This window comes from Pantoea sp. E2023-21 (genome assembly GCF_051302795.1).
Lineage (GTDB): Bacteria > Pseudomonadota > Gammaproteobacteria > Enterobacterales > Enterobacteriaceae > Pantoea > Pantoea ludwigii_A.
Genome location: NZ_CP195344.1, coordinates 1,379,760 through 1,398,069, shown reverse-complemented (window position 1 = coordinate 1,398,069; position 18,310 = coordinate 1,379,760). Strand labels below are relative to the sequence as shown.

Below are 18,310 nucleotides of genomic sequence, written 5' to 3'. Positions count from 1 at the left end.
CCTTGCAAAACAAAGATTGAAGCCAAATTAACGTGTAGGTTATCGGCATTGAGGCGGCCAGGTTTAGCGCGGTTGAATAAAAAATACGGCACTAAAAAAAGCGCGGCCACTCAGGGCCGCGCTCGAAATCAATGTATCTGGTTTACTCAGTTGCGGGTAGCAACAGATGCAGAAAAAAATTAACTGTTGCTTTAATCGTCAGCGAAGCAAGTGAAAATGATTAGTCGCACTGGACCTTAATCGCCAATCCACCGCGTGAGGTTTCACGGTATTTGGCGTTCATGTCTTTGCCGGTTTCGTACATGGTTTCAATCACCTTATCCAGGGACACGCGAGGTTCACTGGTGCGGCGCAGCGCCATGCGTGCGGAGTTGATGGCCTTGACTGAAGCGATGGCGTTACGCTCAATGCACGGTACCTGAACCTGGCCAGCGACCGGATCGCAGGTTAAACCCAGATTGTGCTCCATCCCAATTTCTGCTGCGACGCACACTTGTTCTGGGCTGCCGCCGAGCAGTTCCGCCAGACCGGCCGCCGCCATTGAGCAGGCCACACCAACTTCGCCCTGGCAACCCACTTCGGCACCGGAAATCGACGCGTTCATTTTATACAGCACGCCAATGGCGCCAGAAGAGAGGAAGTAGCGGATAAAGATGTCCGGCGTAACAGGTTCGATAAAGTGATCGTAATAGGCCAGCACCGCCGGCACGATACCGCAGGCACCGTTAGTGGGTGCCGTCACCACACGCCCGCCAGCCGCATTCTCTTCATTAACTGCCAGCGCAAACATATTCACCCAGTCGATCACATCCATCGGATCTTTCGAGTGCTTGGTTGATGAAACCAGCAGGCGGCGCAGCGAAGCCGCGCGGCGTGGTACGCGCAATGGACCTGGCAGCACGCCTTCCGTGTTCAGACCGCGATCGATACAGGCCTGCATGGTTTGCCAGACATGGCCAAAATAAGCATAAATCTCTTCGCGACTGTGCAGCGCCAGTTCGTTCTTCATCACTAAACCTGACAGCGACAAACCGCTTTCACGGCAGTGGCTGAGCAGTTCGGTGGCGGAATGAAACGCCCACGGCACGGAAACCTCGTCCAGGACAGGCTGGCCGAATTGCTCCTCATCAACGATAAAACCGCCGCCGATGGAATAGTAAGTTTTACTCAGAATCATCACATCGCCCGCGAAAGCGAACACGGTCATGCCGTTCTCATGCAGCGAGAGGTTTTCACTGCGGAACACCATGCCGCCTTCACGTGGGAAATCCACTTCGCGCGCGCCGTTGGCCAACAGCAGACGTTCGCGCTGCTCAACATCTTTGATGAACGCTGGAATGCCGTCGATATCGACGGTGGCCGGTTCGAAACCCGCCAGACCCATAATAATCGCGATATCGGTGTGGTGACCTTTGCCGGTGAGCGACAGCGAACCATAAACGTCGACCGCGACGCGCGTCACGTCCTGTAATTTGCCTTGTTCGGCCAGCAGATCGACAAACAGTTTGCCCGCTTTCATCGGGCCAACAGTATGTGAACTGGATGGGCCGATGCCCACTTTAAACATGTCAAAAACACTAATCACCGGTGACACTCCTCACAAATCTTATTCTGCACGGCACAAGCCGTTTATGCGGCTAATAGTAATCGTCCATGCCGTATAACGAGCAGCTTTTCGCATGAAATAAACTAATTATAAACCACAGAAATAGTTATCCGTTTGTACCGTTGTGAGGCAGATCGACTTTCGCTCTGAAAGCCTAACCAAGCGGGAGATTTAGGGCAGGGCGATTTGCTGACTCAGCGCGCGGATAATACCGGCGGTCATGCCCCAGATAAAGTAATCCTCATACCACGACAGCCAGACCTGATGTTGGCGATGACCGCGGCGCAAGGTGAGATCGCTATAGCGGCTAAGACGCAGAGCTTCCGCCAGCGGCATGGCAAATGCGCTTTCTACTTCGTCAGGATTGAGCAGCAAAGCAAGATCAGCCGGAATAATGCCAACCACAGGCGTCACGGCAAAACCGGTGCTGCTGGTCACCGGTGGCAGAACGCCGATAATCTGCACCTGTTCCGGCTGAATACCCACTTCTTCCTGCGCTTCACGCAGCGCGGTATGGATGAGCGAAGCGTCAGTGGCATCCTGCATGCCGCCGGGAAACGCCACTTGTCCCGCGTGTTTACGCAGATGCGAGGAGCGTCGGGTGAGCAGCAAGCCAGGTTCCGCGCCGTCAATAACCGGCACCAGCACCGCTGCACGTCGTCCGCTGATGGCGCTTTTCGGGGCATGCAGTGGGGGTTGCAGTACAAAGCGGCTCAGGAACTGCTCAAGCGTTAAATTCATCTCAGGTCTCGTCGCGCAGGCTGGGCAAAATACGGTTCACCTTATGGAAGGTTTCCTGATATTCGGCATTAAGGTCGCTGTCGGCAACTAATCCGCCACCGGCAGCGCAGTAAAGCTGATGGTTTTCCGCAATCAGCGTCCGAATGGTGATGCTGGTATCCATGCGGCCACACAGGCTGATGTAGCCGATGCTGCCACACCACGCATTGCGCCGATGCGGCTCTAACTCTTCAATAATCTCCATCGCGCGGATCTTGGGTGCGCCGGTAATGGAACCGCCGGGGAAACAGGCACGCAGCAGATCGGTTGCGCTCAGCGTTTCAGGTAAACGCGCACGCACGGTACTCACCAGATGATGCACCGCCGGGAACGGCTCGACTACGAAGAGTTCCGGTACGCTGACGCTGCCGGGCACGGCTACCCGACCAATGTCATTGCGCAGCAGATCGACAATCATCAGATTCTCTGCGCGATCTTTCTCCGAATTAGCGAGCTTCTCTGCCTGTAAACGATCGGCTTCGGCATCAGCAAGGCGCGGCAAGGTGCCTTTAATCGGACGCGTTTCAATGTCCTGCTGCTGTAAAGAGAGAAAGCGCTCTGGCGACAAACTCAGCAGCGCACTGTCTGGCAAACGCAGGAAGGCGCTGAACGGTGCGCGATTTGCTTGTGTCAGGCGCAAAAATGCCTGCCATTCATCACCGCGATAGCTGGCCTGAAAACGTTGCGCCAGATTCACCTGATAGCAATCACCCGCTTGAATATAGGCCTGTACCGCGTGGAATCGCTGGGCATACTCCTCAAAACTGAGGTTCGATTGCCACTCGCTGGTCAGGGCGAAGCGGGCGATTTGCGGCGCATGCTGCGCATTTAACCACTGCCAGCGCTGTTCGGCATCGGTTAGCGAAACCAGCGTCAGTTTCTGCAGGTGATGATCGGCAATCAACGCCCAGTCATAAATCCCCACTGCCATATCTGGTGTGTTGAGATCCTGCTGGGCGCGCTGCGGCAGAGTTTCAAAGCGCCGTCCCAAATCGTAGCCAAACAGCCCGAGGGCGCCGCCCTGAAACGGTAAATCAGCAGCAAAAGCGGGCGTGACACCCAGCGCGTCACATTGCTGTTGTACCAGCAGCAGCGGATCAGCGGAGGAATGAACGACCTCATCACCGCAGACAATTTCGGTGCTGGCGCCACGTGTGGTCAGCGTCGCGCGCGGATCGGCGGTCAGAATATCAAAGCGGTTATCCGCGTGGTCGGCCTGACCAGACGTCAGCAACATCGCCCAGCATTGGTGGGCAAGTGGCGCAAAAAGGTGTAACAGCGTTTCGGGCGTATACTTCAGAACGAGGCTTTTTACCATCATGGGACAAATCACTTCAGCAAGCAGGTCGTTAGCCTGGCATATTTTTTTGTTGCTGGCACCCGTTTGTTCCACGTGGTAATAATGCGTCCCCCATGCACCAGGAGTGAATTATGTTTACAGGTCTTCCAGCGTTATCCCATGAACAACAACAGCAAGCGGTTGAACGCATCCAGGAATTGATGGCGGGCGGTATGTCGAGCGGACAGGCGATTGCGCAAGTGGCGCAGGAAATTCGTCAAACTTACAAAGGTGAAGGCATTCGGGCGATGTTCGAAGACGATGAGGATGAAGAAGACGACAACGAATAACGCCCGAACGGATTTACAGCGCAGCGATAATTTTGATTTCAACTTTATACTTCGGGTTCATCAAACCGGCCTGCACGGTGCAACGCACCGGCGCATTGCCCGGTGAAACCCACGCATCCCAGGCGCGATTCATCGCCGGGAAGTCGCTTTTCTCCACCAGAAAAATGGTGGCGTCGAGAATCTTGCTCTTATCCGATCCGACGCGCGTCAGCATGGCGTCAATCACCGCCAACGCATTGGCAGTTTGCGCTTCTGCATCATCATCCAGATTTTCCGGTACGCTGGTGTAATAGACGGTTTGGTTATGTACCACGGCTTCTGACATGCGGTGCTCTGGATCAATACGCGTAATGGTCATGCTGTTCTCCTTTAATTTTGCTGCGCTAGCCTGCCATATCCCGGGGGCGCATGTCATCTGTTGTGGTTGCCCGCCTGGAATCCTGACATAATTACAGTGGTTTTTATTTTTGATGTGAGGAAGTGTGGCAGACGATTTTGCAGCTGATGGCGCACTGGCGCAGGCAATTCCGGGCTTTAAACCGCGTGAAGCACAGCGCCAAATGGCCAAAGCGGTGACCGAAGCGGTTAAAACAGGCGGCGAGCTGGTAGTTGAAGCGGGCACCGGAACCGGTAAAACCTATGCCTATCTGGCGCCAGCGTTGCGGGCGAAGAAAAAAGTCATTGTCTCCACCGGATCCAAAGCGTTGCAGGATCAGCTTTATAACCGCGATCTTCCCACCATCGCTCGGGCCTTGAAGTTCAGCGGCAAAACCGCGCTGTTGAAAGGGCGCTCCAACTATTTATGCCTCGAACGTCTTGAGCAACAAAATCAAACCGGCGGCGATCTCAGCGTACAGGCGCTGGGCGATTTAACTAGCGTGCGCGGCTGGTCGTCAGAAACCACCGATGGCGACGTCAGTAACTGCAACGGTGTGGCAGAAGACAGCCCGATCTGGCCGTTTGTCACCAGCACCAACGATAACTGCCTCGGCAGCGATTGCCCGCTGTATAAAGATTGCTTCGTGGTCAAAGCGCGTAAAAAAGCCATGGACGCAGATGTGGTGGTGGTGAACCATCATCTGTTTCTCGCCGATTTAGTGGTGAAAGAGGGCGGCTTTGGCGAACTGATCCCAGAAGCCGATGTGATGATCTTTGATGAAGCGCATCAGCTCCCCGATATCGCCAGCCAATATTTCGGTCAACAGTTGTCGAGCCGTCAACTGCAGGACCTCGCCAAAGACATCATCATCGCCTACCGCACCGAAGTGCGTGACGTGCAGCAGCTGCAAAAATCCGCCGATCGTCTGGCGCAGTGTGCGCAGGATTTTCGGCTGACGCTTGGCGAACCGGGCTTCCGCGGCAACCTGCGCGACCTGCTGAGCGACAACAACATCATGCGCATGTTTACCTTATTAGATGATGCGCTCGAACTTTGTTACGACGTGATCAAATTGTCGCTTGGCCGTTCCGCGCTGCTGGATGCCGCCTTTGAGCGCGCGGCACTGTATCGCACGCGGCTGAAACGTCTGCGCGCCATTGATGAGCCGGGCTTCAGCTATTGGTATGAGTGCAACAGCCGCCATTTCACGCTGGCGCTTACGCCGCTGTCGGTGGCAGAACGCTTCCGTGAAGTGATGGACAACCGTAAAGCCGCGTGGATTTTCACCTCCGCTACGCTGGCGGTGAATGAGCAGATGAGCCATTTCTCCAGCCGCCTTGGTGTGGATAACGCCACCACCATGATCCTCGATAGCCCGTTCGACTACACTCAGCAGGCGCTGCTGTGCGTGCCGCGCAACATGCCGGAACCGAATCATCCGGGCGGCGCGCGTCAGCTGGCGCGCATGATGAAGCCGCTGATTGATGCCAACAAAGGCCGCTGCTTCTTTCTCTGCACCTCGCACAAGATGATGCGGGAATTAGCCATTGAGTTTCGTGCTTCTATGACCTTGCCGGTGCTGCTGCAGGGTGAAACCAGTAAAGGACAATTGCTGAAGCAGTTCCTTGAGGCCGGTAACGCTTTGCTGGTGGCAACCAGCAGCTTCTGGGAAGGTGTCGACGTGCGCGGTGATGCACTGTCGTTGGTGATCATCGACAAGCTGCCGTTCACTTCGCCAGAAGATCCGCTGCTGAAAGCACGCATGGAAGATTGCCGCCTGCGCGGTGGCGATCCGTTTAATGATGTGCAGCTGCCCGATGCGGTGATCACCCTGAAGCAGGGCGTAGGGCGTTTAATTCGTGATACTGAAGATCGCGGCGTGTTGGTGATTTGCGATCAGCGTCTGGTCTCACGCCCTTACGGCGGCTTGTTCCTTAACAGTTTGCCGCCGACGCCGCGCACCCGCGATATTGCTCGCGCTATCGAATTTGTCCGTCAGCCTGTGGATCACTAATTTGTGCCAGGTTGTGTTAAGATGCGCGCCATTTTTTGACTCTCTGAGGTTGTTATGTCCGCCCGAATTTTAGCCCTGGACACGGCGACAGAAGCCTGTTCTGCCGCGCTGCAAAATCTGCAGCAGATTGATGCCCGCTTCGAAATCGCTCCGCGCGATCACACCCAGCGTATTCTGCCGCTGATTCAGGAACTGTTGCAGGTGCAGCAACTGGAGCTGACCGCGCTTGATGTGCTGGCGTTTGGTCGTGGTCCGGGCAGTTTTACCGGTGTGCGTATCGGCATTGGTATTGCTCAAGGGCTGGCGCTTGGCGCGAATCTGCCGATGATCGGCGTCTCCTCCCTGGCGACTATGGCGCAGGGCGCGTGGCGTTTAACCGGCGCGACGCGTGTGTTGGCCGCGATCGACGCGCGTATGGGCGAACTCTATTGGGCTGAATATCAACGCGACGCAAACGGCGAATGGCAAGGTTCGGAAACCGAAGCTGTGATCAAACCCGAAGTGGCGATGGAACGTATTGCCGCATTGACCGGTGAATGGACGACGGTGGGTACAGGTTGGCAGGCCTATCCACATTTGTTGACCTCACCAGGCGCACCGCTTATCGCCTCAGAGGTGGTGTTACCGGCGGCGGAAGATATGTTGCCGCTGGCACTCAGCGCCTGGCAGCGTGATGAAGCGGTTGCGGTGGAGCATGCCGAGCCGGTTTATCTGCGCAATGAAGTGGCATGGAAAAAGTTACCGGGACGCTAAGTCGCGCGCAACTTATCTGCGCGTGCTCAGTCTAATCAGAGAAATAACAGGAGAAGTGCTATGCCAATAAGTCGTAAAGGGATGTCTGGCGCTCTGTTAGCCTGCGCGATGCTGCTCAGCGGCTGTGTTTCGGTGCCAGATTCAATTAAAGGAAGTTCTGAGCTTCCACAGCAAGATTTACTGCGCGTGATGAATGCGCCGCAACTGTTTGTTGGCCAGGAATCACGTTTCGGCGGGAAAGTGGTTAAGGTAACCAATCTCAACGGCTTAACCCGCGTGGAAATTGCCACCCAACCGCTGGATGAGAGCGCGCGTCCGCGTTTAGGCTCAGCCTCGATTGGTCGCATTTATGCCGACATTCGTGGTTTTGTTGATCCGGTCGATTTGAATAATCAATACATCACTGTACTCGGCAATATTAAAGGCACTGAAAAAGGTGATATCGGTAAGGCCAGCTACAACTTTGTGGTGATCGATGTGCGCGGTTATCAGCGTTGGCATCTGACGCAACAGGTGATGACGCCGCCGGAACCGATCGATCCTTATATTTGGTATGGTCCAACGCGGCATCGTCCGGGATATTGGGGACCCAATCCTTATTGGGGTATGAATCTCGGCCAGCCCGCGCAGGTGCAAACCATCCTCACCGAATAAGATGTTCATTGCGTTATTTACGGCCCGGTCGCGGTGCTTGCGAACGGGCCTTTTTATTGGGCGCGCAACCGATGCGCGAAATTTAGTGATGCGCTTCGCAACCTGAAAATGCCGAAACAGGCAAACTGGTACAATCAGTTAAAATATTGTTAACAACATTGATTGTCGAGGCAGCGATGGCTACGCAACAAGATTATCGGGGTAATTCTTTGAATAAAGTTTGGCTCAAACGCTATCCGGCAGATGTTCCTGCGGAAATTAATGCGGATCGTTACGCTTCATTGATCGACCTCTTTGAGCATGCAACCGAGCAATACGCCGAACAGGTGGCTTTCATTAATATGGGGCAGCCGATGACGTATCGACAGCTGGAAAAGCAGAGCCGCGCTTTTGCTGCCTGGCTGCAGCAAGGTCTTGGGCTGAAGCAGGGCGATCGCGTGGCGCTAATGATGCCAAACCTGCTGCAATATCCCGTCGCACTGTTTGGTGTGCTGCGCGCTGGCATGGTGGTGGTCAACGTCAACCCTCTCTACACGCCGCGCGAACTCAAGCATCAACTGATTGACAGTGGCGCCAGCGCCATTGTGATTGTCTCGAACTTTGCTCATACGCTGGAAAAAGTGGTGGCTGAAACGCCCATCAAGCATGTGATGCTGACGCGCATGGGCGATCAGCTGGCGCCGGTGAAAGCCACGCTGGTGAATTTTGTCGTTAAATACGTGAAAAAACTGGTACCAAAATACCATTTACCGGGTGCGGTGTCGTTCCGCAGCGCCTTATCGCAGGGCGAGCAGATGAGTTATCAACGTCCCACCGTCACCAATGACGATCTCGCTTTCCTGCAATACACCGGTGGCACCACTGGCGTCGCCAAAGGCGCGATGCTGACGCACCGTAATATGCAGGCCAATCTGGAACAGACCAAAGCCACTTACGGCAAGCTGCTGCGCCCAGGTAAAGAGCAAGTGGTCACCGCGCTACCGCTTTATCATATCTTTGCGCTGACGGTTAACGGTTTGCTGTTCCTTGACCTTGGCGGTACTAACCTGCTGATTACCAATCCGCGCGATATTCCCGGCTTTGTCAAAGAGCTGAGCAAGTTTCCGTTTACCGCCATCACCGGCGTAAACACCTTGTTCAATGCGCTGCTCAATGATGCCAACTTCAATAAGCTCGATTTCTCTACCCTGCGCCTGTCAGCCGGCGGTGGGATGGCGGTGCAGAAAGCCGTTGCTGAGCGCTGGGAGAAACTTACCGGGCACTATCTGCTGGAAGGTTATGGCCTGACCGAGTGTTCACCGCTGGTATCGGTGAATCCGTATGACATCACCTGTCATACCGGCAGCATTGGATTGCCCGTGCCATCCACCGATGTGCGCATCGTTGATGATGAAGATCATGAGGTTGCGCCGGGTGAACCGGGCGAGCTGTGCATTCGTGGCCCCCAGGTGATGACCGGCTACTGGCAGCGGGCAGAAGCCACCGATGAGGTGCTAAAAAATGGCTGGCTGCATACCGGTGATATTGTTACCGTTGATAGCGAAGGCTTTATTCGCATCGTCGATCGTAAGAAAGACATGATTCTGGTGTCAGGCTTTAACGTGTATCCTAACGAGATCGAAGATGTGCTAATGCAGCACGAGAAAGTGCGTGAAGCCGCAGCGATTGGCGTTCCCAGCGATCTATCGGGTGAAGCGGTCAAAGTCTGCATTGTGAAGAAAGATCCTTCACTGACGAAAGAAGAGGTACTGGATCATTGCCGTCGCCAGCTTACCGGCTACAAAGTGCCGAAGATTATCGAGTTTCGTGACGAGTTGCCGAAGACCAACGTGGGCAAAATCTTGCGCCGCGAATTGCGTGATGAGGCGAAGCGAGAAGGGCAGTAACGCGCCATTCTCCTCAGGTTAACGCCGGCACAGTCCGGCGTTTTTATTGCTTTTAACAAGGAGCGCTGCGCGTAGTTTGCCGCAGCGAGAAAGACAACGTGAATTACACCCTGATCGACCAAAATGACCAACTGGCCGCCGTGTGCGAGAAAGCACGCCAGCACGCCGCCGTGGCGCTGGATACCGAATTTGTGCGCACCCGCACCTACTATCCGCAGCTCGGCCTGATTCAGCTGTTTGATGGCGACCAGCTGATCCTAATCGATCCGCTTAACATCAGTGACTGGACGCCGTTTGTGGCGTTGCTGCAGGATAAACAGGTCACCAAATTCCTGCATGCCGGTGGCGAAGATCTCGAAGTGTTCCTGCATCGCTTTAAATGCCTGCCCGATCCGATGATAGACACGCAAATTCTGGCGGCTTTTACCGGCCAGGCACTGTCGTGGGGTTTTGCCTCGATGGTGATGCATTTCAACCAAATCGAGTTGGATAAAAGCGAATCCCGTACCGATTGGTTGGCACGTCCGCTGACCGAGCGTCAATGTGAATATGCTGCAGCGGATGTCGCCTATCTGCTGCCCATTGCTCACCAGCTGGTGGCGCAAACCGAAGAGGCCGGCAACATGGCGGCGGCCTTAAGCGAATGCAATATGCTGTGCCAGCGTCGGCTGGATGTGCTGCAACCGGAAGAAGCCTGGCGCGACATCACCAATGCATGGCAACTGCGTCCACGTCAGCTGGCTGCGTTACAGCGTCTGGCAGCATGGCGCCTCAATATCGCGCGTCAGAAAGATATGGCGGTGAATTTTGTGGTGCGTGAAGAGAATCTGTGGAAAGTGGCGCGCTTTATGCCGGGCAGTCTCGGCGAACTCGACCATTTAGGGCTAAATGGCCATGAGATTCGCTTCCACGGTAAAGCAATGGTGGCACTGGTGGCGGAAGCACAGGCGCAGGATGAAGCCACTTTACCGCCGCCGCTGCCGAATTTGATCGACCATCCGCACTACAAGCAGGCGTTTAAAGCCATCAAAGCGCTGGTGCAAAAGGTAAGTGAAGAGAGTGGTTTCAGTCAGGAACTGCTGGCCTCGCGTCGCCAGATCAATCAGGTGCTGAGTGTGTACTGGGGATTGAAAAACGCTTCGCGCACACCGGAGTTAATGACTGGCTGGCGCGGTGATTTACTGAAAGCGGGTATCGACGAGATCCTGCAGGCGCTCTAAGCGCAGCATTTTCCCCTGCGCAATACCGCAGGGGAAAATCAGGAAACCGCTTTAATCATTTAGGAACGTCTTCCGGCTCCGGCAGCGTCACGTTGAGCTCAAGGATAGAAATATCATCCCCTTTTTGATCCAGCTGAACGGTCACCATATCCGGGTCAATTTTTACGTATTTACAGATCACTTCCAAAATATCGCGCTTCAGCTGCGGCAGATAATGGGGCTCACTATCGCCCCTTCTGCGTTCGGCTACGATAATCTGCAGCCTTTCCTTGGCTATATTGGCTGTGTTCTTCTTACGGGATAAAAAGAAATCAAGTAATGCCATTGGTTATCCCCCGAACAGGCGTTTAAGGAAACCCTTCTTCTCTTCTTCAATAAAGCGGAAGGGGCGTTCTTCGCCAAGCAGGCGATCTACGGTATCAGCATAGGCTTTACCGGCGTCAGCGTTTGCGTCGAGGATCACCGGCTCACCCTGGTTAGAGGCGCGCAGGACAGATTGATCTTCCGGGATGACGCCAACCAGTGGAATGCGCAGAATTTCCAGCACGTCTTCCATGCTCAGCATATCGCCGCGGGTAACGCGACCTGGATTGTAACGGGTCAGCAGCAGATGCTCTTTCACGGGATCCTGACTGTTCTCTGCACGACGAGATTTCGAAGAGATGATGCCGAGAATACGGTCCGAGTCACGTACTGAAGATACTTCTGGGTTGGTGGTGATGATCGCTTCATCGGCGAAGTACAATGCCATCAGCGCACCGGTTTCGATACCTGCTGGTGAGTCGCAGACGATAAAGTCGAACTCCATCGCCGCCAAATCGTTCAGCACTTTCTCAACGCCTTCACGCGTCAGCGCATCTTTATCACGCGTTTGTGAAGCCGGCAGAATGTAGAGTTGCTCAGTGCGCTTGTCACGAATCAGCGCCTGGTTCAGCGTCGCATCACCCTGAATAACGTTTACAAAGTCATAAACCACGCGGCGTTCACAGCCCATGATCAAATCGAGGTTACGCAGGCCGATATCGAAATCGATTACGACGGTTTTTTTGCCTTTCTGCGCTAACCCAGTGGCGATGGCCGCGCTTGACGTGGTCTTGCCAACGCCCCCTTTACCCGATGTAACTACAATAATGCGTGCCATAAATGTTGATTTCCTTAACGAAAGAAAAGGGGCTTAATTAAGTGTCTGAATGGTAAGCGCGCCCTCTATCAGGCTGAGGCGCGCCGCTTTACCAAAGAATTCCGCCGGAATTTGATCCATCATCCAATATTCCCCGGCAATTGAGACCAACTCTGCGGCGAGGTTGGTGCAAAAAATCTGGCTGTCGCTTTGTCCGCCGACGCCGGCTAACGCACGGCCGCGCATCATGCCGTAAATATGAATGTTGCCGTCGGCGACCAGTTCGGCACCGGCGCTCACGCTGCTGGTGACGATGAGATCGGCGTTGCGCGCATAAATCTGCTGGCCCGAACGCACCGGCGTATTGACGATGCGGGTTTTACTGGCGGCATCTGCCACCGCTGTAGGGACAATCGGTGCGGCTTCAACTACCGGTTCACTCGCTTGCTTGCGGCTCTCTTTACCTTCGGAAAGAACCGGCAAACCGGCGCGGGCAATCATTTTTTTCAGGGCTTCATCTTTGCAACCGCTGACACCGACGATGCGCAGACCGGTCGCCATCACCGCTTGTTGCATCTGTTTCCAGTTAATGTCGCCGGTGAGCGCTGACACATTCAGTACCACCGGCGCATTCAGCAAAAAGGCAGGTGCCTGATCGATTTTGTCCTGTAGCGCCTGACGAATCACCTCGGGTTGCGAATGATGCAGATGAACGACTGACAGGGTAAAACTGCTTCCCTTGAATTCGATTGGCGTTTGCGACATCTGTGCTGACTCAGTCCTGTTTTACGACCCTTAAATGTACGTCGATAAAATCGGCAATAACATCAAACGGTCAATATTCGAAGTTCTGCAAGCATGTTATAGTTACTGCTATATTCAGGCAAGTGACGCCACCGGTTAATTCGAGTAAAAAATATGTTTTGTGTGATCTACAGAAGCCCACAACGTGAACAGACTTATCTGTATGTTGAAAAAAAAGACGATTTCTCACGGGTACCCGAAGAACTGCTGCGTGGCTTCGGCAAACCCCAGTTGGCAATGGTGCTGTCGCTGGATAAGCGTGACAAGCTGGCTAACGCGGATATCAATAAAGTTAAGCAAGGTTTAAGCGAACACGGCTATTATTTGCAAATTCCACCGCCGGTTGAAAGTCTGCTCAACATTCATCTCGATCAGGGTAAAAAAGATTAATTCAGATTCATCTGTAAATATATCCTGTAGAAATAATCAGTGCTATTTACGTTAATTAATCGCCCGCTTTAACCCTTTATTGCGGGCAATTATCCAGGCGTTTAGCTGATTTTGTTGTATACGATTAACGACTTTTGACAATTTACGCCACGACGGCCGCCCTAAACCCGCTAATATATTCTTCCTCAGCCTGTCGCGTTCCGGCACTGAGCCAGACTTAATCGCCAGAAGCGCTGGCGGCAAACACATCCCAAACACAACCAAAGCAGGGGAATAGCATGTATCAGCATCGTAACTGGCAGGGCGCTCTGTTGGATTACCCGGTCAGTAAAGTGGTATGCGTTGGCAGCAACTATGCGAAGCACATCAAGGAAATGGGCAGTGCCACGCCAACCGAACCGGTTGTGTTTATCAAACCGGAAACCGCCGTGTGCGATCTGCGCCAGCCGCTGTCGATTCCGGCAAATTTTGGTGAAGTGCATCATGAAGTGGAACTGGCGGTGCTGATTGGCTCGACGCTAAAGCAGGCGAGTGAAGAACACGTGGCGAAGGCGATTGCGGGATATGGCGTGGCATTGGATTTGACCTTGCGCGATGTGCAGGCCGGTCTGAAGAAAGCCGGCCAACCGTGGGAGAAATCCAAAGGTTTCGATAATTCCTGTCCGCTGTCGGGTTTTATCCCTGTTTCTGAGTTTAGCGGCGATCCACAAAACACCGAGCTGAAGCTGGTGGTTAACGGCGAGGTGCGTCAGCACGGGACTACCGCCGATATGATCCACAAAATTTTGCCGCTGATTGCCTATATGAGCCAGTATTTCACCCTGCGCGCGGGCGATGTGGTATTGACTGGTACGCCTGAAGGCGTTGGCCCGATGCGATCTGGCGATAAGCTGGAAGTATCGCTGGCCGGCCACGGTATTTCTACTCGCGTACTGTAAAACTTGCATCACCGCACCTGAACCTTTATAAGGTGCGGTTTCATTGCTAACCCGGACCGCCATCATGACTGAACAACCTTTCTGGCAGACTAAACGCCTTGACCAAATGAACGACGCAGAGTGGGAATCCCTGTGCGACGGCTGCGGCCAATGTTGCCTGAATAAGTTGCAGGATGCGGACACTGATGAAATCTACTTCACCAACGTTGCCTGTAATCAACTGAACATCAAAACCTGCCAGTGTCGGAGCTATGAGCGTCGTTTTGAGTTAGAAGAGAATTGCATCAAGCTGACGCGTGAAAACCTTACCAGTTTTGAATGGTTGCCGCGGACTTGTGCGTATCGCGTGTTAGGCGAAGGTAAATCCTTGCCGGCCTGGCATCCGCTGATCGCGGGTTCTAAAAAGGCGATGCATGCGCAGCGCATTTCAGTGCGATTTATTGCGGTGCGTGAGAGTGAAGTGCGGGATTGGGAAGAGCATATAATTGATCGACCTGATCGCAACGGGTAATCATGCAACAGGCAGCTAAGGCTGCCTGTTTTGTTTGTGCTTAACGACCGAACAGATCACGGCGTTTAGGTTTGAACGGTTGTGCAATCAACACCAGCAGCGCCACCAATAGATAAGCGGCAAAAATCACGATCATCCACTGCGGCATGCTCCAGGTCAGGAAAGTCCATCCACGTTCGGCGCAGTCACCGCTGGCCACGAACACTGAAGGCAACCATTTATCCAGCGGTAACCAGCTTGGGAAGCGTGCGGCAAAGTCGCAGGTGACAAACGGATTAGGATGCAGCTGAATCATGGTGTGATCGTAAGAAAGGCGCGTACCTTCAATGGCGCTATAAATCCAGATGAGGATCGCCGCCCAGCGCAGCGGAGTTTTCGGCGCTAGCGCCCCAACAATGCCCGCACCCATCACGCCAAATAGCGCACAACGCTCATAAATACACATTACGCAGGGTTGCAGCCCCATTACGTGCTGAAAATACAAGGCTGTTAATTCAAATGCTAACGCCGTCAGGGCCAGCAAAAGCCAGGCACCCCGTCCACGCGAGCATTGATTCAAATATCGCAACATATTGCTTTTCCTGTAACCGTTAATGTTTCGCAGTGTAAACCAAAAGCGCAACCGTGCCAGCCAGGTAACGGGAAAAAATCATGTACAAAAATGACTTAAGTCGCGTTGAGGCCTAAAAAAATTCTAGCTGGCACCTTATCCGATACGTGCAAGCCGCAGATGCAGCGCAAACGTGTGCTTGTGCAGGCAAATTCCTCTGAATTCAAGGCTGAATTTTGCGCCAGCGCGCGCTTTTAATCGTTTGGCAGGCTATTTCCGCTATAGCCGCTCTGGTATGATGAGTCGCATTACGATAAAGAAAGCAACGAGAAATAAATGCTATGGTGATTAAGGCGCAGAGCCCCGCGGGATTTGCTGAAGAGTATATTATTGAAAGCATCTGGAACAGTCGTTTTCCGCCGGGATCTATTCTACCTGCCGAACGTGAGCTTTCTGAACTGATTGGCGTGACGCGCACCACGCTGCGTGAAGTATTGCAGCGTCTGGCGCGCGATGGCTGGTTGACGATTCAACATGGCAAGCCGACACGCGTTAACGACTTCTGGGAAACCTCCGGTTTAAATATTCTCGAAACTCTGGCCCGACTCGATCATGACAGCGTCCCGCAGTTGATTGATAATCTGCTGTCGGTGCGCACGAATATCTCTTCGATTTTTATCAGCCGTGCGCTGCGTCATCATCCAGAAAAAGCGCGCGAAGTGCTGGAGAATGCGCTGATCGAGGAAGACAAAGCAGAAGCTTATACCGAGCTGGATTACCGCGTATTCCGTGGCTTGGCTTTTGCTTCAGGCAACCCGATTTATGGTCTGATTTTGAACGGCCTGAAAGGATTGTATACCCGTGTCGGTCGTCACTACTTCTCAAGTCTCGAAGCGCGTGAACTGGCGCGTAACTTCTATCGCCAACTGGCTGACCTGTGCGTGGCGAACCCGTCGCAGGAGCAGATTGTCGATAGCGTGCGCGAATATGGTCGCCGCAGTGGTGAGATTTGGCACAAGATGCAGAAGAGCATGCCGGATGACCTGGCCAGCAAGCGATAAAAGAAAAACCGGACTTTTAAAGTCCGGTTTTTTTTGGCCTCATAAGGCTGGGCCGCGCGTGGGCGAGCGATCCAACAACTCCACGCTGCCATCTTCATTCTGCTGTTCCAGAATCACATCAAAACCCCACAAGCGATGCACATGCTTCAACACTTCTTTGCGGCTCTTATCGAGCGGCGCACGTTGTTGCGGCACATAACGCAGCGTCAGCGAACGGTCACCGCGTAAATCGACGTTATAGACTTGAATGTTAGGTTCCAGATTGCTCAGATTGTACTGGGCAGACAGTTGCTGACGGATAGCGCGATAACCCGCTTCATCATGGATTGCGGCAATTTCGAGGAAGTTGTTACGATCGTCATCCATCACCGTGAACAGGCGGAAATCACGCATCACTTTAGGCGACAGGAACTGGCTGATAAAGCTTTCGTCCTTAAATTCGCGCATGGCAAAATGCATGGTCTTCAGCCAATCGGAACCGGCCACGTCCGGGAACCAGTAGCGATCTTCTTCGGTTGGTGTCTGACAGATACGTTTGATGTCCTGGAACATCGCGAAGCCGAGCGCATAAGGGTTGATGCCGTTATACCACTGACTGTTATAGGGCGGTTGGTATACCACGTTAGTGTGACTGTGCAGGAACTCCATCATAAAACGTTCCGACACTTTGCCTTCGTCATACAGATGATTAAGGATGGTGTAGTGCCAGAAGGTGGCCCAGCCTTCGTTCATCACCTGCGTTTGTTTTTGCGGATAAAAATACTGGCTGACTTTGCGCACAATGCGCAACACTTCACGTTGCCAGGATTCCAACAGTGGCGCATTTTTTTCCATGAAATAGAGCAGGTTTTCTTGCGGTTCAGATGGGTAGCGCGATGCCTCAACGTGGACCGACTCTTTCTCTTTACGCGGCAGCGTGCGCCACAGGGTATTCACCTGGCTCTGCAAATACTCTTCACGACTTTGCTGACGTGCTTTCTCTTCCTGCAGCGAAATTTTCTGAGGGCGTTTATAGCGATCCACGCCGTAATTCATCAGCGCATGGCAGGAATCGAGCAGCCGCTCCACTTCCTCCACGCCATAGCGCTCTTCGCAATCGGTAATATAGTTCCGCGCAAACAGCAGATAATCCACAATGGAACTGGCATCGGTCCAGCTGCGGAACAGGTAATTGTTTTTGAAGAACGAGTTGTGACCGTAACAGGCGTGCGCCATCACCAGCGCCTGCATGGTCATGGTGTTCTCTTCCATCAAATAAGCGATGCACGGATTGGAGTTGATGACGATTTCATAAGCCAGCCCTTGCTGACCGTGCTTATAGCGTTGTTCGGTTTCGATGAATTTCTTGCCAAATGACCAGTGTGCATAATTGATCGGCATACCTACACTTGAGTAAGCATCCATCATCTGCTCGGAGGTAATCACTTCGATTTGGTGCGGATAAGTTTCCAGTCCGTAGCTTTTGGCTACGCGGTCAATTTCAGCCAGATAGTCATCCAGCAGTTCGAAGGTCCAGTCGGGTCCATCACTGAGTCGTTTACTGTTGCGGGTTGGCTCGTCAAAGATTGTCGTCATAGCGCACCTCTGTTTTGCAAGCGGCAGGAATAACCTGTCACGATCGTTTAAGGCCTCATCCTGAGTAAAGATGGCCCAATAAAACTGAGCGAACACTTCAATGATAGTCCACTGTCGCCTATCCGAAACTGAATCTCAATCGAATTCTTTTGGCAGAAAATCATTCAAAAAGCGCTAGTTAAGTTGATACTTGTTTCAAATGTTGGTTTTAATTTAATTTGCAGAATAATGCTCTATTTATAAGAGCATTGTATGACTGCGGCGCTTTCTCCTGAAAAAAGTCAAAACCGCTGCCTTCCGCATAATAAATTGCTGATTAAGGGATTTAAGGCATAAAAAATCCTGATTTTTGATGAGTTGCATGATTTTAGTGTGCAGTCAGGTAAAAAACATGTGAAATAAGTCAGTCGAATGTAAGATTTGAGTGGCGGTCGGGTTAT

Annotated in this window: 19 protein-coding genes; 10 read left to right on the top strand and 9 right to left on the bottom strand. The window is 53.0% G+C overall.

The features are described from left to right. Positions 1–220 precede the first annotated feature (220 nt). The 3 genes from ACRQ84_RS06640 to pabB all read right to left on the bottom strand — a co-directional run bounded on the left by ACRQ84_RS06640 (position 221) and on the right by pabB (position 3,707). On the bottom strand, positions 221–1,585 hold the full coding sequence (locus ACRQ84_RS06640) for an L-serine ammonia-lyase (protein ID WP_483817538.1): 1,365 nt from the start codon (positions 1,583–1,585) through the stop codon (positions 221–223). 192 nt (positions 1,586–1,777) lie between these two features. Then, a complete protein-coding gene (locus ACRQ84_RS06635) occupies positions 1,778–2,347 on the bottom strand; it encodes a CoA pyrophosphatase (RefSeq protein WP_483817537.1) in 570 nt (189 codons plus the stop codon). A gap of 1 nt (position 2,348) precedes the next feature. Then, a complete protein-coding gene (gene pabB / locus ACRQ84_RS06630) occupies positions 2,349–3,707 on the bottom strand; it encodes an aminodeoxychorismate synthase component 1 (RefSeq protein WP_483817536.1) in 1,359 nt (452 codons plus the stop codon). A 110-nt stretch (positions 3,708–3,817) separates the two neighbouring features. Here pabB and ACRQ84_RS06625 point away from each other — a divergent pair, with 110 nt between their 5' ends. After that, complete coding sequence (locus ACRQ84_RS06625; protein WP_064738882.1) at positions 3,818–4,015, top strand: YoaH family protein; 198 nt, start codon at positions 3,818–3,820, stop codon at positions 4,013–4,015. Between the two features lie 13 nt (positions 4,016–4,028). Here the strand turns inward: ACRQ84_RS06625 and ACRQ84_RS06620 are convergent, their stop codons facing one another. Beyond that, positions 4,029–4,373 (bottom strand): RidA family protein, encoded by a 345-nt coding sequence (locus ACRQ84_RS06620; protein ID WP_064738881.1) that lies wholly within the window; start codon positions 4,371–4,373, stop codon positions 4,029–4,031. A gap of 124 nt (positions 4,374–4,497) precedes the next feature. Between ACRQ84_RS06620 and ACRQ84_RS06615 the strand changes: the two genes are divergently transcribed. From ACRQ84_RS06615 to rnd, 5 genes are all read left to right on the top strand, one after another. Beyond that, positions 4,498–6,408 (top strand): DNA repair helicase YoaA, encoded by a 1,911-nt coding sequence (locus ACRQ84_RS06615; protein WP_483817535.1) that lies wholly within the window; start codon positions 4,498–4,500, stop codon positions 6,406–6,408. 54 nt (positions 6,409–6,462) lie between these two features. Next, positions 6,463–7,161 (top strand): tRNA (adenosine(37)-N6)-threonylcarbamoyltransferase complex dimerization subunit type 1 TsaB, encoded by a 699-nt coding sequence (tsaB, locus tag ACRQ84_RS06610; RefSeq protein ID WP_064738879.1) that lies wholly within the window; start codon positions 6,463–6,465, stop codon positions 7,159–7,161. Positions 7,162–7,221: 60 nt separating this feature from the next. After that, the gene (locus tag ACRQ84_RS06605) at positions 7,222–7,815 is read left to right on the top strand and encodes a Slp family lipoprotein (RefSeq protein ID WP_064738878.1); all 594 of its coding nucleotides are present in this window, start codon (positions 7,222–7,224) and stop codon (positions 7,813–7,815) included. 209 nt (positions 7,816–8,024) lie between these two features. Further along, positions 8,025–9,701, top strand: a complete 1,677-nt coding sequence (gene fadD, locus ACRQ84_RS06600) for a long-chain-fatty-acid--CoA ligase FadD (RefSeq protein WP_483817534.1) — start codon at positions 8,025–8,027, stop codon at positions 9,699–9,701. Between the two features lie 98 nt (positions 9,702–9,799). Next, positions 9,800–10,921: a ribonuclease D gene (gene rnd / locus ACRQ84_RS06595; protein WP_064738876.1), complete on the top strand. Its 1,122-nt coding sequence runs from the start codon at positions 9,800–9,802 to the stop codon at positions 10,919–10,921. A gap of 55 nt (positions 10,922–10,976) precedes the next feature. Here rnd and minE read toward each other — a convergent pair whose 3' ends face one another. The 3 genes from minE to minC are packed head-to-tail and all read right to left on the bottom strand — an operon-like array spanning position 10,977 to position 12,806. Then, entirely contained in the window at positions 10,977–11,246 is a 270-nt protein-coding gene (minE, locus tag ACRQ84_RS06590) for a cell division topological specificity factor MinE (protein WP_007889661.1), read from the bottom strand. Between the two features lie 3 nt (positions 11,247–11,249). Beyond that, the gene (minD, locus tag ACRQ84_RS06585) at positions 11,250–12,062 is read right to left on the bottom strand and encodes a septum site-determining protein MinD (RefSeq protein WP_007889662.1); all 813 of its coding nucleotides are present in this window, start codon (positions 12,060–12,062) and stop codon (positions 11,250–11,252) included. Positions 12,063–12,095: 33 nt separating this feature from the next. Continuing rightward, a complete protein-coding gene (minC, locus tag ACRQ84_RS06580) occupies positions 12,096–12,806 on the bottom strand; it encodes a septum site-determining protein MinC (RefSeq protein WP_483817533.1) in 711 nt (236 codons plus the stop codon). 153 nt (positions 12,807–12,959) lie between these two features. On the opposite strand from minC, the gene ACRQ84_RS06575 reads away from it, so the two are divergent. The 3 genes from ACRQ84_RS06575 to ACRQ84_RS06565 all read left to right on the top strand — a co-directional run bounded on the left by ACRQ84_RS06575 (position 12,960) and on the right by ACRQ84_RS06565 (position 14,684). Beyond that, a complete protein-coding gene (locus ACRQ84_RS06575; RefSeq protein ID WP_007889664.1) occupies positions 12,960–13,235 on the top strand; it encodes a YcgL domain-containing protein in 276 nt (91 codons plus the stop codon). Between the two features lie 278 nt (positions 13,236–13,513). Continuing rightward, on the top strand, positions 13,514–14,173 hold the full coding sequence (locus ACRQ84_RS06570) for a fumarylacetoacetate hydrolase family protein (RefSeq protein WP_064738874.1): 660 nt from the start codon (positions 13,514–13,516) through the stop codon (positions 14,171–14,173). Between the two features lie 64 nt (positions 14,174–14,237). Continuing rightward, complete coding sequence (locus ACRQ84_RS06565; RefSeq protein WP_064738873.1) at positions 14,238–14,684, top strand: YcgN family cysteine cluster protein; 447 nt, start codon at positions 14,238–14,240, stop codon at positions 14,682–14,684. A 40-nt stretch (positions 14,685–14,724) separates the two neighbouring features. Here ACRQ84_RS06565 and dsbB read toward each other — a convergent pair whose 3' ends face one another. Beyond that, entirely contained in the window at positions 14,725–15,255 is a 531-nt protein-coding gene (gene dsbB / locus ACRQ84_RS06560; RefSeq protein WP_064738872.1) for a disulfide bond formation protein DsbB, read from the bottom strand. Between the two features lie 320 nt (positions 15,256–15,575). On the opposite strand from dsbB, the gene fadR reads away from it, so the two are divergent. Then, a complete protein-coding gene (gene fadR / locus ACRQ84_RS06555) occupies positions 15,576–16,295 on the top strand; it encodes a fatty acid metabolism transcriptional regulator FadR (protein ID WP_008110376.1) in 720 nt (239 codons plus the stop codon). Positions 16,296–16,334: 39 nt separating this feature from the next. Here the strand turns inward: fadR and ACRQ84_RS06550 are convergent, their stop codons facing one another. Then, a complete protein-coding gene (locus ACRQ84_RS06550; RefSeq protein WP_483817532.1) occupies positions 16,335–17,870 on the bottom strand; it encodes a SpoVR family protein in 1,536 nt (511 codons plus the stop codon). Positions 17,871–18,310 lie beyond the last annotated feature (440 nt).